Origin of the sequence: Enterobacter cloacae complex sp. 418I7 (assembly GCF_050030705.1) — a bacterium.
Lineage (GTDB): Bacteria > Pseudomonadota > Gammaproteobacteria > Enterobacterales > Enterobacteriaceae > Enterobacter > Enterobacter intestinihominis.
On the sequence record NZ_JBLGUU010000005.1, the window covers coordinates 16571 to 32349 of the forward strand.

Annotated in this window: 21 protein-coding genes; 3 read left to right on the top strand and 18 right to left on the bottom strand. The window is 34.8% G+C overall.

The features are described from left to right. Window positions 1-10: 10 nt before the first annotated feature. Window positions 11-2389, top strand: coding sequence for a DUF927 domain-containing protein (locus ACQG0S_RS24315; protein ID WP_426750963.1), 2379 nt, complete (start codon window positions 11-13; stop codon window positions 2387-2389). 27 nt (window positions 2390-2416) lie between these two features. On the opposite strand, the gene ACQG0S_RS24320 is transcribed toward ACQG0S_RS24315, so the two are convergent. From ACQG0S_RS24320 to ACQG0S_RS24340, 5 genes are all read right to left on the bottom strand, one after another. Further along, on the bottom strand, window positions 2417-2857 hold the full coding sequence (locus ACQG0S_RS24320) for a type II toxin-antitoxin system VapC family toxin (RefSeq protein WP_426750965.1): 441 nt from the start codon (window positions 2855-2857) through the stop codon (window positions 2417-2419). Continuing rightward, a complete protein-coding gene (locus tag ACQG0S_RS24325) occupies window positions 2857-3108 on the bottom strand; it encodes a type II toxin-antitoxin system Phd/YefM family antitoxin (RefSeq protein ID WP_426750967.1) in 252 nt (83 codons plus the stop codon). The genes ACQG0S_RS24320 and ACQG0S_RS24325 overlap by 1 nt, the downstream gene beginning before the upstream one ends. 231 nt (window positions 3109-3339) lie before the next feature. Beyond that, on the bottom strand, window positions 3340-3579 hold the full coding sequence (locus tag ACQG0S_RS24330) for a hypothetical protein (protein ID WP_426750969.1): 240 nt from the start codon (window positions 3577-3579) through the stop codon (window positions 3340-3342). Window positions 3580-3627: 48 nt separating this feature from the next. Continuing rightward, window positions 3628-4023 carry a hypothetical protein gene (locus tag ACQG0S_RS24335; protein ID WP_426750971.1) on the bottom strand — a complete coding sequence of 132 codons (396 nt, stop codon included), beginning with the start codon at window positions 4021-4023 and terminating at the stop codon, window positions 3628-3630. A gap of 13 nt (window positions 4024-4036) precedes the next feature. Continuing rightward, the gene (locus tag ACQG0S_RS24340; protein ID WP_426750973.1) at window positions 4037-4438 is read right to left on the bottom strand and encodes a hypothetical protein; all 402 of its coding nucleotides are present in this window, start codon (window positions 4436-4438) and stop codon (window positions 4037-4039) included. A gap of 149 nt (window positions 4439-4587) precedes the next feature. Here ACQG0S_RS24340 and ACQG0S_RS24345 point away from each other — a divergent pair, with 149 nt between their 5' ends. Further along, on the top strand, window positions 4588-6726 hold the full coding sequence (locus ACQG0S_RS24345; RefSeq protein ID WP_426750975.1) for a DotA/TraY family protein: 2139 nt from the start codon (window positions 4588-4590) through the stop codon (window positions 6724-6726). A 279-nt stretch (window positions 6727-7005) separates the two neighbouring features. Here the strand turns inward: ACQG0S_RS24345 and ACQG0S_RS24350 are convergent, their stop codons facing one another. From ACQG0S_RS24350 to ACQG0S_RS24360, 3 genes are all read right to left on the bottom strand, one after another. Next, window positions 7006-7215: a hypothetical protein gene (locus tag ACQG0S_RS24350; RefSeq protein ID WP_426750977.1), complete on the bottom strand. Its 210-nt coding sequence runs from the start codon at window positions 7213-7215 to the stop codon at window positions 7006-7008. Window positions 7216-7296: 81 nt separating this feature from the next. Further along, window positions 7297-8373, bottom strand: a complete 1077-nt coding sequence (locus ACQG0S_RS24355) for a hypothetical protein (RefSeq protein ID WP_426750979.1) — start codon at window positions 8371-8373, stop codon at window positions 7297-7299. Beyond that, window positions 8370-9104, bottom strand: coding sequence for an N-6 DNA methylase (locus ACQG0S_RS24360; RefSeq protein ID WP_426750982.1), 735 nt, complete (start codon window positions 9102-9104; stop codon window positions 8370-8372). The genes ACQG0S_RS24355 and ACQG0S_RS24360 overlap by 4 nt, the downstream gene beginning before the upstream one ends. 355 nt (window positions 9105-9459) lie before the next feature. Here ACQG0S_RS24360 and ACQG0S_RS24365 point away from each other — a divergent pair, with 355 nt between their 5' ends. Then, a complete protein-coding gene (locus tag ACQG0S_RS24365; protein WP_426750984.1) occupies window positions 9460-10278 on the top strand; it encodes a hypothetical protein in 819 nt (272 codons plus the stop codon). A gap of 204 nt (window positions 10279-10482) precedes the next feature. Here the strand turns inward: ACQG0S_RS24365 and ACQG0S_RS24370 are convergent, their stop codons facing one another. From ACQG0S_RS24370 to ACQG0S_RS24415, 10 genes are all read right to left on the bottom strand, one after another. Then, entirely contained in the window at window positions 10483-10755 is a 273-nt protein-coding gene (locus tag ACQG0S_RS24370; protein WP_426750986.1) for a hypothetical protein, read from the bottom strand. 13 nt (window positions 10756-10768) lie between these two features. Continuing rightward, complete coding sequence (locus tag ACQG0S_RS24375) at window positions 10769-11323, bottom strand: hypothetical protein (protein WP_426750988.1); 555 nt, start codon at window positions 11321-11323, stop codon at window positions 10769-10771. Between the two features lies 1 nt (window position 11324). After that, window positions 11325-11618 (bottom strand): hypothetical protein, encoded by a 294-nt coding sequence (locus ACQG0S_RS24380; protein WP_426750990.1) that lies wholly within the window; start codon window positions 11616-11618, stop codon window positions 11325-11327. A gap of 138 nt (window positions 11619-11756) precedes the next feature. Beyond that, on the bottom strand, window positions 11757-12377 hold the full coding sequence (locus ACQG0S_RS24385; RefSeq protein ID WP_426750992.1) for a hypothetical protein: 621 nt from the start codon (window positions 12375-12377) through the stop codon (window positions 11757-11759). After that, window positions 12352-12486 (bottom strand): hypothetical protein, encoded by a 135-nt coding sequence (locus ACQG0S_RS24390; RefSeq protein WP_336654351.1) that lies wholly within the window; start codon window positions 12484-12486, stop codon window positions 12352-12354. The genes ACQG0S_RS24385 and ACQG0S_RS24390 overlap by 26 nt, the downstream gene beginning before the upstream one ends. A 245-nt stretch (window positions 12487-12731) precedes the next feature. Continuing rightward, a complete protein-coding gene (locus tag ACQG0S_RS24395) occupies window positions 12732-13412 on the bottom strand; it encodes a hypothetical protein (protein ID WP_426750994.1) in 681 nt (226 codons plus the stop codon). 167 nt (window positions 13413-13579) lie between these two features. After that, window positions 13580-14164 (bottom strand): hypothetical protein, encoded by a 585-nt coding sequence (locus ACQG0S_RS24400; protein ID WP_426750996.1) that lies wholly within the window; start codon window positions 14162-14164, stop codon window positions 13580-13582. Then, window positions 14165-14590, bottom strand: coding sequence for a hypothetical protein (locus ACQG0S_RS24405; RefSeq protein ID WP_426750998.1), 426 nt, complete (start codon window positions 14588-14590; stop codon window positions 14165-14167). Between the two features lie 2 nt (window positions 14591-14592). Beyond that, window positions 14593-15108, bottom strand: coding sequence for a hypothetical protein (locus ACQG0S_RS24410; protein WP_426751000.1), 516 nt, complete (start codon window positions 15106-15108; stop codon window positions 14593-14595). Window positions 15109-15110: 2 nt separating this feature from the next. Next, a partial coding sequence (locus tag ACQG0S_RS24415) for a hypothetical protein (protein WP_426751002.1) occupies window positions 15111-15779 on the bottom strand: 669 nt, incomplete at its 5' end.

The following is a 15779-nucleotide window of genomic DNA, read 5'->3' on the forward strand; positions in this document are numbered from 1 at the left end:
GGAAAATACTATGGATGAAAACAATGATGATTTGCTATCTCTATTATTAGAAGATGATTACGAAAACGATTTAAATACACAACAGGTCGAGGTTTTACCTCTTCCACAGAATACAAGTAATACCGATACTGTGGAATACGGCTTGTCTGTTCATGAAGAAGAGTATCTTGATGCTCAGGCTGACTATGATGATGAACTTAAATACAAATACTCACAGTCATACGAAAGGTTTGCATCAGGAGAGATTGAAACTCCAGATCCCATTTTAGAACATGAATTCAGCGATGATGAACCACACCAGGGAACCATCGCTGAATCACCTGTGCAAGAAACCACACAACCTCAAGTTGTTCCGGTTCCAGCTCCTGTAACTTCCAGACCAGTGGTAAAGGCGGGTTTCAGTCCTGCCCGCTTTAAGACTCCGGCGGAGGATAAACAGCCTGTAGTAGCCCAGGAACCCGTTTCTAAAGAAGAAATCTACTTTACCTGCTCAGAAGGTAAGATCACCAGTGAGGGTATTTTCTTTACTACTGTGAAGAAAGGAACACAGGGAGAGCCTGATCAGGTTCTGTATGTTAAGAAGCATGATTACTTTCTTCAGCCAATGGAAGTTTACACCGCCATTGATTCCAATGATGAAGAGTTTGTAAAGTTCAGATTTTCAACATTATCTGACAAAATCAGAGAAGTGTTCTTACCTAATACCGATCTCAATAACTTTGGCAAAAGAGGGGAACTGCTTCAGTCAAGCTTCCCACCTCCACCGCCTAACATCATATCAAGGCTTTCCTCTCTGGTTCTGTCAGCAATCAAAGCTCTACCAAAAGAGAAGAAAGCCTTTACAGGCTATGCCAAACCGGGCTGGACTGCTGACGGTAAGTATCACATCCGTCCGGGTCATCCTATGCACATTGGTATTGGTGCTGAATACGGCACACTGATGAAAGCCGGTAGTAAGGAACTACAGTATAGTGCCATCAAGAGAGCTATAGACGATGCCTTGATCACCGCAGCTATCTACTCTGCTGCAATAGCGGGATACATGAGGGGCAAAATCTGGCAAACCTCTGTAAGCCACAGCCTGATCCTGCACGGCGAAAAGGGAAGAGGAAAATCAGCTCAGTTGATGGGTGTTGCTGCTATCCAGGGCAAACCAACCAATGAAGAGAAAACTAACTTCTTCTCCGGTAAGAGCACAGAGGCAAGTCTTGATCGTGAGTTTGCAGGAAACAACCACGGGGTTGTAGCACTGGACGAAAGCGACGATGTTTTACTTGCTGACAAAAAGAAAGGTATTTCCCGCTTTATGAACTTCGGTAATAAAGGCGGTAATACCCGTATGGAAAACGGCAAGAGCACCACTTACTCTTTTGACTTAACATTATTTGCCTCTTTCAATGCTAACTATCAGGACTTAATTTCTGGTAGTGAAAAAACTGAAGCCCTTAATGCTCGTATGATTGGAATTGATATTAATCATCCATTACTGAAGACTTTCTCTGATGTTAAAAAGGTAAATGAATACAGGAATACTCTGTTAGAAAACTACGGTCATATGTATGAAGATATTATTGAATACATAAAAAACAACGAAAGAAAAATAAAAGATAAATACGACTCTGTTTTTAATGAGATATACGACGACAAAGCTATGTATATCCTTAAAGAAAAAGAACCTCGTGCATTAGAGTTTCTTGCTATTTGTTATGCTGGAGCAGAGGCTTTAGGCGATATTTTAGGTGATGATAAATATAGAATCAAGGCTATTGAAGCAATTGATGTTCTGGTTTCTGAATACAGATCGGCAAATATAGATAGCGAAATAGATCTTGAAAAAGAAAAGAAATTAAAGCCGATGGCTACTTACTATCAGCTTAAAGAATTTATCATTACAAACCCTAACCGCTTCTACTGGAAAAGCATGGCTTTTGCAGAGCCAAATGATGATTATTTTAACAGATCACATGATTTGATTAAGATCCAAAAAGCCAAAGCAAAAGAAATCAATAACAGGCTTTCAGGTAATAATACTGTTTTGGGTGTTATTGATATAACAAAAATAATGAAAGATGAATCCGATTTAAACGGCTCAATCATGCTTAACGAAGCAGGATACAGAGAGTTTGAAAAGAGTTATGGTATTACTAAAAGCTCTTTATTACAGGCTGTAAGAGCAATAAATATGATAGCTGAGGATAAAACAAAACTTAATCAGAAGTTTGCTGAAAAACTTAACTTTGACAATTTGAGAGGTTATAAAATATCTCTTTCAGAAGTGGAAATATTAAGTGAAACACCTGATGTTAAGGTTATACCTGCAACACCTGATAATATGTTTGATTTAGATTTAGATGCTCTTGAAAGCTCACATGCAAACCTTAAGAGTTAATAAAAAAGAGGCTTTAAGCCTCTTTTTTTAACAACACTTGATAATCTTTATATAATCAGAACAATATTTTATTATCTTTTCATCGTTAGTTATCAGGTTAAGGTTTTCTTCCTTCGCCTGGGCTACCAGTAAGCGATCAAACGGGTCTTTGTGCATATCTTTAGGTAAATCCCTGATTGCATAAGCATGTCGTGATCTGATTACCAGCTCGATATACCCCGCATCTTCAAGCCCTTCAGTCAGAGCTACCGGGTCGAAACCAAAATCTGGTTTTCCTAAGTCCAGCTTGATCGCGATTTCCTGGATAGAAGCAGGTGAGTAGTAGAGTCGGTTCCTGGGGTTAGACAGGATAGCTATCACCTCTTCACTCAGCTTTTCCGGTTCCCATGCCATCCAGATTAAAGCATGTGTATCCAGTAAGTATCCCGTAAATGTGAGGCGGGGTATATCGTCCTTCTTTGCCGTCATTACTCGTTATTCCCGTAAAACAGTTCTTCTATCTTCTCTGAATGCAGCTCGTTAAAGTTGGCCGGCACAGCGATCTTCCCTTTCCCCTTCATGAATCCTATCCGTGGGCTTTTCTCTCCAGGAGTGAGGGGAACAATCTTGGCCATCGGCTCACCGTTCCGGGCGATGATGTATTCCTCTCCAGTTGCAGCAACATTAGCGACAAGCTTAGAAAGGTTGGTTTTAGCATCATAGAGATTCAGCTTCTGCATAAATCCCTCCTGTTTGGTTTGGTCAATTGAGTTGGTCTACTCAGTTAGTCTAACCTTGCTTTAAAAGTTGGTCAACCTGATGTGTGCATTATTCGATCATCAAACTACAATACGATAGTATAGTATATTATTTTGCTATGAAGATTTTAAAGTCTTGCGGGGGGAACTTATCACTGGATTGTAAGCAAAAAAATAGCCCCATTAGGGGCTAAAGAGAGGAGTATGTTTTTATTAGAAGCTGTTCATCATAACAGATACACCAACACATGATACGATTACACCCAGGATAGGGAAGATAGCACCTGTTCCCGTATGACCGTATCGATACAGAACCTTAGTGAAGTAGCCTTTTACCCCAGAAACTTTATTATCAATATCCATGATGGAGTTGAATTCAGTAGATTTAGCTACAACTTTGCTATAAACATAGAAGAAAAACAAACCAACCATTAATGTGATGAAACCGCCCATAATATTTACCCCTCTCTTTAGATAATGTTTTGCTGCTTTAGAATTAAATTAGCGTACAGATTTTCTACTGTCAAATAATTTTTTTGTTTCTTCATCGCTGACTTCCTCAAAATCAACACATTCAATTACTTCATTCTCTTTTTCTTTTAAATAAAAACCTGGTGCAAAATTTTCAAGATTCGTGAAAATTTTTCTCAAGCGACTATCTCCGGTTCTTATGTATTGCAGTCCTAAAGCCATGCGGATAATGATGTTGAGGGAAAAAACTGAATATATGAAAAAAAAGTAAGCTTCTACATCGTTAACATACATTGCACCTGAAAATAAAACCATAAATGTGATAAGAACATAGTATAGACCTGAATATAGGTTGTATTTTTTGGTGTTAACCTCGTGTTCATCTGTTACTTCTACCGTATAATAATCATTAATATCGTAAATCATAAAAAACCTCCATTTAATTTTTTACAAACTTGTTGCATCCAATTTCAAGCAGCTTACTTATATGAAAGCTGTTCATTTTTGCATTGAACAAAGCCTGGTATTGCTCAAGTGTTTTTTTGCTCAAATATAGTTTAACTCTGTGGTAGTTTTCATCTGTCGTGATACTACCAAATGAAATATCATTTACATCCATCGAAAATTCTTCTTTTGCACAGTCTAAGCCCTTTGAAATAAGCTCGTTGATTAATAAATACTTCTTCTTTTTCTTAATTCTAAACTCTGTATTCACTTTCTCAAGAACTTTTTTCTTAATATAAAAGTGGCGAACTTTAAAATGGCTCAATGGTTTGTAATCGAGTTCAAAACACTTATCGCTCTCATCAATCCTTACAACTATATTTTTATCCTCTAACATTTAATTCTCCTTTGCCTGTATGTTTATTTACTGTAGGTGCTTGACAAAACACCTACAAGTTATATTTATATATAAGTGATTTAATTTTTTGTCAATAACAAAAGGAATTAATTCATGGAAAATAAAATATTTATAAGGAGATTACTATAATGAAGAATAAATTTAGCTATTTATTCTTGCTATGCATAATGATGTTATTTAGCAGTTATGCAAATGCAAGTGTGTTATTTGAAGTTCCAGAAACAGACTGGGTTAACAAAAATATAATGATACCCCTTTTCGATCCTGATCAATCCCCATTCGGTGCTATATCTGCGGTATTCCTCGGAGGTGTATTAATGATTGGTGGGGTTCTTGCAGCTTACACAATCATTCAAGGAACAGTTGCTACAGCCCATGATGGTGAGATTCTTGGTAAAAGATGGTCAGCAGTATGGATTCCTTTAAGAACAGGATTTGGTCTGGCTATGATACTGCCTATCAAAAAGGGTTTCTGTGCTATTCAGATGATAGTTGTTTGGCTTGCTACACAGGGAATAGGATTCGCTGATTTAGCATACAGTAGTTGGATAGACAGTGGCGGTATTACAAACAGTGCTGTAAGTATTCAGCCTGCAAGTAAGAGCCTTAGTAGAGAGATCTGGAGCAGTGCAACTAAAAATGCAACATGCCTTTATTCTATCCAGGAATTAATAAATAAATATAAAGTTCAGGGCAACCCTGTTGCAAATATATTTACTAACCTGAATTTAGGTTATCATCAAAGCACTATTGGTAATACAATTCGCTATGATTTGGGTGTCGGTAATGCTTCTGTTGTTGAAGGTTCTATCTCTATATGTGGTTCTCTAAAGCTGGATACAATCTCACAAAGCACAGTATCAAAAGTTAACAACTTCTATCAGTTACAGATAAACGACAGTATCGTAGATATGGGTAAAGTATCCATGATAGTAGATGATATTAACAAAGAGCAATTCAAGCAATTAATTTCATCTACTCAGGCGATGGGTGCGAAAATAGCAGCGGGAACAGCAACTGTTGATGATGTTAACAATGCATTCAATTCTTACTACTCAAGTTATGTTGCTTTAGTTAATTCAAAAAAATCCGCAATGACTGAAGTAGTAAATCCGAATGTAACAGAAGCAATGAAAGAAGACGGGTTTATAAGTTTGGGTGTATGGTCTTACAGAATAGCTAAAGCTCAGAATGATATAAACACAGCAATAAACAATGGTCCAAAAGCAATGGAGAACGGTAATGATTTGACGGGTTTGGTTCTTAGCTATTTCTCTGACACAGTTAAAGGCGGCATGAACAGGGCAGCTAATTTACTTGATGCTGCTGACAGAAAATTTAATACAGGTGTTGAATCTAACGGAATATCAAGCACAGGTAATAAGTTATTAAACTCTTTGATTAATGCTTTAACTCCAGAAAGCCTAAGACCTGATACAGATACAATCATGGGTAGCCCTATGGTTATGGTTCCTCATTTTGGATTCATATTCCTGGGTATTGCTCAAACTCTGTTGACAGTATTGTTAGGTTTCTCAGTTGCGGCTTTCGTTCCTGGCGGTTCGGGAACAGGAGTAGTAGCAGCAATATTAGCAGCTACACCATTCTTATTAATGATCGTTCCTACTTTAGTCCTCGGTGGTTTATATGCAGCTATTTATGTTCCAATGCTTATATTTATTCAAATGGTTGGTGCTTTGCTGGGCTGGGTTACTATGGTGTTTGAAGCACTGTTTGCATCGGTAATATGGATGGTTGCTCACATGTCACCTGATGCTGATGGGTTTGTCGGTAAGCAAGGGCAGGGTTATTTACTTGTATTGTCACTGATACTCAGACCGGTATTCATAGTTATTGGTGTTATAGGTGCAATATCCATAATTACACCTTTCAGCTACCTGATGGGGTATTTCTGGTCGGCACTAACCACTAATATGGCTTCTGGCTTCTCATTCGTGCTTGTCACTTACGGACTGCTTATCATTTACTTTATGCTAATGAAGAACATGATGATAAAAGTGTTATCACTCACACACAGCCTGGGCGATGGCATCCTTACCTGGATTGCTGGAAGAGCAGACACTGTTATGGGTCAGTATGCTCAAGGAATTGAAGGTAGTTCTAAACATGATATTGGTCAGTTCAATAATACAATGTCTAATACAGCTAACTCGGCAGGCAGAACCTGGAACAGCTCAGTAAGTAAGCTCAGACAGAACTTAGCTAATAGTCAAAACAACTCTGGTGTCACTAAGAAAAGTAACTAATAACAGTGATTAATTAAAGCTCCTGAAAGGGGGCTTTTTTTTGACAAAAAAATACCCTCAGAAGAGGGTAGGAAAATACTAAAGAAAACATATTATGATTTTTATGTATTTTAATGGTTAATTTTAATAAAAGCAAATTTATTTTATATTTATTGTTGACTTTACTGTAAAAAGAATTATCTTATTTTTATCAAGTCCTTCATACCTTGATAATCCTTTCTATAGTTTTGAAATTATATTTAATCACAATTAAAAGCCAGCTTATACTGGCTTTTTCTTTTAATGCCCATCAAATTTAAACCATCTGAAACAACACCCTACCAGCTCAGAATCAATAACCCCTCTTTCAAAAAGCTCTAATATCAACTCATATCCTATGTTCTCTCCGTGAACAGATAAAACATCTTTCTTTTCTTCAATGCTCAAGCCTTTCAGGTTTTCTACCAATTCATTTATATCCATTGATATATAATCACAATCTTTATTCACAGCATTTACTCCTTAATTTTCAAAATCTTCTTGTAATGACTAACATTTATTCAGTCATTTAATCATTATCTGATAAGTTTTTTACAATCTTCTTTTTGTTTTTTTGTTTTCTCCAGAATCCAATTTCAACTCATACTTAATCACTTCTTTTTCATATGAAGAATAATCTCTACCCTTATCTTTGCAGTATTCAAGCATTTGTTTATTTATTTGGTAAGCATCATCTTCTGTTAGTTTTTTCATCATTTTCTTAATGTATGATAACGAGCCGTCATATATTAATTTATCAGCAACAAATGCTTTTATATATGTCTTTTTATAATCATCATTTTTTATTTTATCTAAGAATAAATTAAATCCTTTATGAGAAAACTGAGAGAATGAAAACACCTCTTTATTTTCTATATAAAGATCCATTAACATTTTTTCGTCGATTTCGTTTAACATTTCTATATCGTAAATTTCAAAATATTCCTTCTTTGCATAATTGATTCTGTCTTGCAATAAAATGAATATTTCATTTGCTGAAAAATCAAGCTCTTTCACTGTTAAAATCATTCCTCTTAAAAAATGGAAACATCTGTAAAGATCATTACAGCCATGAATTTTCACATGCTCAAGAAGAAGGGTTTTATTTTTTCCAATATTTGGTTTTGAATGAAAAGTAAAATTCAAAAGAGAGCATAGTAGTCTTGTATTGAAATCATCAATATTTTTAAATTGAGTATGTTTTTTTAAACCAAATTTACCATCAGTAAAGTCAGCTCTTTTAATCTTCACAACCTGTTCTATATCAATATTTGACAAGCATCTGACAAACTCATTGCTCAGTAATCTTAGAGGTATTTGTATCTCACCGGAAGAAAATTCCAGATAATTTGGGAATCTATCATAAAGCTCGCATAATTGAGAAAAGTGTTTAATGTAGTTTTGATACTCTTTTTCTGATTCCGTTAAAGCAGAAGTAGTAATAAAACCTAAATCTCGAAGTCTGTTATTCTCTCTCAGATACTTATAAGAGCGTTCTACTTTTGTTTGAAGAGATTTATTTCCAGTGTCGATTAAAAGGTTTTTATCGGAAACTTTTCCATTGTATTTTTTAAGTGCATTTGAAAGTATTGCTGCTGCATCATATTCTTTTTGTGTAATAGTAATCATAGTGATACCTCTTCTTTTTGTTTTTGAATTTTATTGTTTGTTTTTTCATTTTCATTAAATATATTTGCAATGACTAATCCATATCCACTTTCACAGAATTTATCGTAATCAAGAATTGCATCGATGTTATATACTTCAAGTATGTTTACAGCCCTGTAGTGAAAGTTGTTTAAAGCAAGCTGTGCATAGGCTCCGGCACACATAACAGGGTCTAAATCGGCTAATGCAAATCTTTCTGTGATAGTGTTTTTCTTATGTGATTGTTTGAATAATTTAAGTGCTAATGCACCCAACCCACAACACATATCCATACCTGTTTCTATAACATCATCGTTATTTTTAATTATGATCTTACTTCCAAACTCTGCAATAGATGAAGGTGTTAACATCTGAGCAGAGTTATTCATCTTATTTGAAATTCGGGATGTATACATTTCCTCATAAACAGGGCTTAAGATATCTTCACCAGGTTCACTCTGATGGAAAATATCTGTGTAGCACTGGATTGCTTCTTCGATAGCTATCGTTCGGGTGAACTTATAGATCTCAGGCACACAGAGAAAGTCATCTATGAAGACTTCAACTTTACCAGTTCCGATCATTGCATTCTTTACGGTGGTTGCAAGAGCATAGATAAAGGCATCAATTGCTTTCTTTGTGCTCGTCAGTGAATCTGATTCTGTAATCAGTGATATTTTTTTTATCAGTTCTTTTCTTTCTTTAGTGTTCATAGAACCCTCCTGTTTTTGTTATAGTTCCTGCATGGGCATGGAGTGCTCTATCTGTTCTGCACTGACTGTTAAAGAGATGGATTTCTTTAGCAGTTCCTCCAAAAAATCTTTTCCTTTCGATTTAAAAACATTATGCATATAATATTAATTAAAGTACATATAACATTTTATTGGTGCTTATCCATATAACCTTAAGCTATTGTGTTATTTACATTTTTATTAATGTAATGTTTTGTAAATCTTGAGGATAATGTTATATGTGGTTCATTAAGATCAAAAAACAATCAAAAAAAGGTTGTTAAAATATTTTTTTGTGGTGTAAGATAAGATTATCAAAACAGCGAGGATCAGTCTTATGTCTAAGTTCCCTTTTACTCTTAATGCTATTCGTGAAGCCTTAAAAACATATTCTTTTAGTGAATTAAAAGAGATTAAAAACCACTTCGACACTGTTTATGCAGAGAAAGAAGCAGAACAAAAGGAACTTGAAGAGAAAAATCAGAAGTATGCTGAGTATCTTGAGAAAGCTAACAAGCTTGCTGAAGAGATGGGGATCTCTGTTGAACAACTCGCAAATCTTGCTGGGCTGGGTATCAAGGTAAGCGAAGACAACAAAGTTGCTCAGTTATTGTCTGCCAATGCTCCGGCTCGTCAGAACCGACAGAAAGAATCTGGCTCTGTAGCAGCAAAGTATCAGTATGAAAGTAATGGTCAGGTTATGCAGTGGTCAGGCAGGGGTCGTTTACCGCTGGATCTGGAACAAATGCTGTTGAACGGAACCCGCCTTGAGTCTCTACTCATTACTCATACTCAGGAGGATGAAGATAAGGCTAAAGATCGTCAGATAAAGCTTTATATGCAGAAAGGTAAGAACCCTGATTTGCTGAAAGCTCCTGTAAGCGATTCTAAGCCTGTTCCAGACACTATCCCTTCCGTGGATACTCCCGAGAAGGCAAAAGAGGCTGTAAAGCCCGCTCCTAAAGCCGCTAAGGGGATGTTTGCTTATGAAGACAGTGCAGGGAAGCTTCACACCTGGAACGGAAAGAAAGCTATGCCCCAGGCACTTCAGGATCTGGTTAAGGGTGGTGAGACTCTTGAAAGCTTCCTTACCGATGCTACTGACGAGAATGTTGCTCAGGCAAGAGAGATTGAGCATGAACTTCTGAAAGACTGATAACAAATCAGCGAAGTAAAGAGCACCCATCAGGATGCTCTTTTTTGCATAAAAGATAAAACCCCATTAATTTGGGGTTTTATCTTTAACAAAAGGAAAATTACTATTGTGATTAAGATATTTTTCAACAAAGAAAAGAAAGGAGTAAACTAACTTTTCTTTAAGTATGGTAATGCTTATATAATATTAGTCAATAGATAATGACTAAATAATTAAAATATTATCCACATTTATTTGCTCTGAAACTTTTATCTGGTTTAAAAACACAGTTAAAGCACTTTCAAAATCCTGGAAATCCTCATTACCGAAAACATCTGATAAAACAGAAAAACTTTCACTTATTATTAATGTTATTGAATCAATGGAGTGAGGATCAATGTATTTAAAAATCACTTTATTCTTGTTTGTTATCTGAGTGATATTTTCTATCCTGTCTTTATGAAGTGCCAGTAATACCCTTTGAATCATTTCTTCCATAAAACATCCTCCTTTAAACAAATCGTGTATCGTTCTGAAGAGAAATCAGGTAGTTCTCAACTTCTCTGAAAAAACGATTGAAGCCTTTACGGTTAAGCCCTCCCTGTGTGATAAACTCCCGTTCGCCTTTAATCAGATCGGATAGCATCAGGTGATAATCTTCAAAACCATTGGAGAGGATGTAGCATTGCGGTTTACACCTAATTTTGACACCAGAAACAGATAAGCCAGGCTTGAAAGAAAGCTCAGTGTAAAGGTTACCTATTCTGTCCCTGGTTTCGATAGTGATCAGTTTCCTGTCGTAGAAAGATTTTAGGACAGGAAAGTTAGTGATGGTGTTTTCTATCTCAGCAGCAGCAAGGCTCATTTGTAGTTCGGGAAGAGTGAAGGAAAGCTCCAGTTCGTCTCGCTGTGCAAAAGTCTGTTTTAACATATCAGGTAGTTGTTCATGGACAAGACAAAAGTAAGATAGAGAGGTTAACTTTGAGTCCTGTTCTAAATCTTCATTTTCAATAGATGCTTTTAAATTTATGTATTCAACCGCCTTTTTAATTCCGAGTTTTTTCATATTACTCTCCTTCATTATTTTTTTTGTTTTGTTGCTCCTTAATCGAATCCTCATACTCTATATTGCTTTGCTTGATTCTCGTATAAACGGAATAGACTAAATAACAAGGAAATGCGATGGGAATTGAACATAAAACAATTGTGCTTGCTGCATTAGCCAAATCAAAAATCTGAGTTAATTTTGAAAAATTAAAATCCTTATTGAAATAACAAAATAAACTCATGCCTAATATTCCTACGAGCCAAAAAGTTGAAGAGGAAACAAACTTTTTAGATACATCCTTTTTTTTGAACATATAACTCTCCTTTAATAAATTGGTCTCAATTTTGAGACATAATAAATATATATTAATTTATTTAAATCTTGTCAATGCTGTAAATAAAAAATACAGGCTTTCACCTGTATTAATTAACATTGTTTTGTTAAAAACATATCACATGCCAAAAGTTTTTGGTTTAACTTCGTATTCGTGCTCTTGCTGATTTAAAAACTCTTTTTCATCTTGAAGATGGTTATACATTTTTGCAAAAGCTTTAGCTGCTTCAAGTAAAGTGAAGTATTGCATTTGCTCATTTTCATCAACATTAGCCATAAAAGCAAAACCATTACTTATACTGTCAACACCCGGATCAGGATGCACTTCAATAGAAATACAATCCTGGCATCCGTGTTTGTTTTCAAACATATACTCAACAACTGGATAGCCTCTTTCAGAATGAACATAGAGATCATCTGGTATCTCACCTTTAAAAACCGTGTTTACAGCATCTACCAAATCATCTGTTGCCAGCTTCTGCATCAACTCCTCAGTAGTGAAGTTGAGAAGCACACCATCAACAACCCTGGACTGCTCAGAATCGCTTACAGGTCTTACAGTGCCTATGTCTGATACCTGTTGCTCAGTGGGATGGCTGTAGCCCTCAAAATCATCCCCGTACCCGAACTCAGCAAACCATTCAAGGCGGGTAGTGTCGTGATTCTTGTTCACTTCAACTGTTTCATTGATAGCTTTTGCCATTTCGTCTATTTCAATTACTCTTGCTATTTGAATCATAATTATTCTCCTTTATTTTATTAAATTTGATTCCATTTAAGTTTAATACATTTTTTACTGATAATTGCTCATACACTTCTCTGAGATTTTTTAAATCCTCCTTAGACATAATCGCCTCCTTATTTGAATAAATCTATTAATAACCATATTGAACCTATACCGAATAAAATATTTGCAAACAGGGTGAGTGCTTCACTCCTTTTAATTTCAGATACTTCTTTATTCTTTAACTTCTTCTTACCTTTAGCTTTGTCAGACCTTAACGGGTTCCTGTAAACCTTGAAGCTTGTTGCAGACTCATAAACACAACCCAATAAGCAGAATGAGAAAGCTATCAATTGAAAATAAAACATATTATTTAACTCCTTCAGAATATGGTTTAACCACATAAAACTTACCTTCTGGAAGTTGATTGCCTGGGACGACTTCAAATGCAATCCCGCAGTTAAAGGCTTCACACTGACCAAAAGATTCATATTTGTAAAAAAGTGGCATTTGCTCAACGATTTCTAAGTAAGTGACCCCAGTTACATGCTCATTAATTTTTTTATTAATAGAGTCTCTGAACTCTGGAATTAAAGAGAAAAAACTATATTTTAAAACATTAAGAAGCACCAACCTTTTTTTATTCTGAAAATCTGTATATTTATAGGCAAAATCATCTCTCACTAAAACTGTGACAGGGGAGTTCGCAATGAACTTGTATGATATTATTTTGTTGCCTTTTTCAGTTGAGCACACTAAATTAGCAAGGCTTAAGAGACCTTTGTGATTTTCTTTAAAATAATTACATTTTTCAAAAAAGATACTCTCATTCAAATCCTTTATGCTATCACTTTCTATTTTATTTATGTGTTTAGATTGCGCTTCATAAATGGCACTTTCTTTTTTTTCATAAATAATAAAACATCCTAAAGGAAAAATTAGAACGAGAATCACCGAGATATGTTTATACTTTGAATGTTTCGCACACAAAGCAAATACCAAAAAGCTAAAAAACAATAGATTTATAATTAATATCTTCAAAACTTCCATAGACACCTTCCGTTATAATTATTATTACCAGTCTCAATATTGCGACATATTTAATATATATTAATTTAATTGCTCATTGTCAAATATAGTTATAAAAAAACCACCTAACCATTTTGATTATCTGATGGAAGGGTAACTTTAATAATTAGGTGGTTTACTTAAGAAGACTAAATTCTTCTTTTTCTTGATGTGTCGCCGTCAATGGGTGCGAGAGCATTATTAATCTTCTCTTTCTCTAAATGACAATGTAATTGTGCAGGAAGGTTATAAAGTTTATCGTAGAGAGGGATTTCCCGTATGTTATTCAATATCTCTTGCCTATCTGTAATGCTGATCCCCAGCTCTTTACCATCTCTCACAAGGGTAGTGAGAAGCTCACACTCTCTGGCGAACAGTTCAGATGCTGGGTCTTCGAGGTTGGAAATGTTGAAACACTCTTTACCTGCGATGACACAATCATGTTGGTTGATAAACTCAAATTCCAGGTATAAAGGATGCTTTAACAGGTTTTTTTCTTTAGCCCATTTTGAAAGCTTTAAGTAGTAAATATCACTTCTGTCTTCAAAGGTTTTATCATAATAAACTAATACCCAGGGAGTTCTGTAATCATCTCCTTCGTATAAAGGAGGTTTGCTTTTATATAGGTCAATTAAGTTATTAATAGCCTTATCCTGCATGAAACACTCAAACATGTAATCAGCGGCTATTGAGTCTGTTATATTGTAAACTCTGTATTTTGTATCATTACTCATTTAAAGCCTCCTCTTAATCATTTTTGAATCAGTTAAGCCATCAACTATTAATTTATCCTTGATAATTGATTTCTCTTCCGATGCTAATTTAGTAAGTATATTACTTAATTCATCTCTTCCTTGTCGAACTAATAACTTCTTATAGTTTATGCCATATAAAATACTTTCCGTAGGTTCATGCTTGCAAGCACTAATAATCATAAGTTTATCTTTTATTGTTTCTTTAGTGGCTTCATTAATTTCTTCTATACTTGAACAAAGCCCAATACTTCTTCCTAAATATTCATCAAAAACTAAAATGTCTTCATGCCCTTTAAGGTTTCTTTCTATTTCATTACATAAAGTTGTTTTACCAGTGCCATGATCATCGCATATGATAATAACATCGGCATTAAACCGCTTCTTTAAAATGTCAGATAATTTCATAATCACAATCTCCTTTTGTTAGTTTTTACTTCGGTTTCACTTAATTCAAGATTTGTTTCTATAATCGCTTTTTCTATCTCGGGTATAATTTCAGGGTGAGAAGTTGCAATAGCCAACAGGAATTTACTTATATCTTCCTGATCGTATTGTTTAATCTCGTCAGAAAGGAAACCTTTAAGATATTCACTTTCTTTTTCTTTCATTAGTGTGGCGGGATCTAAAACCAAACCTTCATCTATTGCCACCTCTCCAACTCTATCATAAGATTCATAGTTAAATGGTCTTTCTTCAAGGTATTCAATGTCGTTTGAATAAGCCCTGCAAAGAAGCTCGTTCATGTCGTAATAGTAAGCATCAAAGTAATCAAGAACAGTGTAATTTTTCTCTAATTTATCTTCAAAATATTCATGCATATTTGAGTAAGAATTTAAGTATGCATCCCAAAAATAATCAGCTACCATTTCATCGTTAAGTACCAGTATTTTGCAGTTATCATCATATTCTAAATCGTATTCCATAATTATATTCTCCTTTTTCTTGATGGCGATGTTAAATCGGTAGATTCTTTTTTTTCTATTTTTTTTACTATTTTATCTTTTTCCATTTTAGATAATTGTTCATAATCACCTTTAAAAATTAAATAATTCCTCTCTAAAGTTTCAATCAAAGATTCAATATAGTCTTCACTAACCTCCTTTAAAGAGGATGAAATTATTATTTTTTCTTCGTTTGCCAATGCTTCTTTCTCTATGAGTTCATATTTTTGCTTAACCGCTTCAGTATTAATAGTCCTTGAAATTAAACTACTATTTTTTGACTTTGGTGAGAAAATAGCAGATAAATAATTATGGCTATATAATGTTCTTTCTTTAAAATCAGGGTTTTCCTTTTCAATGAAATTACCGAATAAATAAGGTTTAGTATCATCATTAACTTCTAAAGCAGAAGTGATTTTATTTTTCGGAGATAGGTAGCTACCCATAATACAGGCTAAATAAAGAATTGCCCCTGGTGATAAATCGCTGGTTAAGACTTCTTTTCTTTTCTTTTCCCATAGATTTTTTTCATAACCTTTGCTATATGCTGCAAACTCAAAATGAGAAACAGGACTTGTTCTTTCCCCATTACTAAGCACGACACTCTCTTTCTCACTACTATTTTCTTTTCTCATATTACACCTCTTTGCATT